Raw genomic sequence first — 255 nt, 5'->3', positions numbered from 1 at the left:
CCTACGCGCGCTTTACGCCCAGTAATTCCGATTAACGCTCGGACCCTCCGTATTACCGCGGCTGCTGGCACGGAGTTAGCCGGTCCTTCTTCTGCAGTTAACGTCACAGCTACAGAGTATTAATCTGCAACCTTTCCTCACTGCTGAAAGTGCTTTACAACCCTAAGGCCTTCTTCACACACGCGGCATGGCTGCATCAGGCTTTCGCCCATTGTGCAATATTCCCCACTGCTGCCTCCCGTAGGAGTCTGGGCC

The 255-nt window shown here is 54.9% G+C and carries 1 rRNA gene; it reads right to left on the bottom strand.

Features of this window, described 5'->3' with window-relative positions:
* A 16S ribosomal RNA gene (locus JW499_RS23285) occupies nucleotides 1–255 on the bottom strand; the annotation flags it as partial.

Source organism: Amphritea pacifica (assembly GCF_016924145.1).
Taxonomy (GTDB): Bacteria; Pseudomonadota; Gammaproteobacteria; order Pseudomonadales; family Balneatricaceae; genus Amphritea; species Amphritea pacifica.
This window is presented reverse-complemented; position numbering and strand designations above follow the sequence as displayed.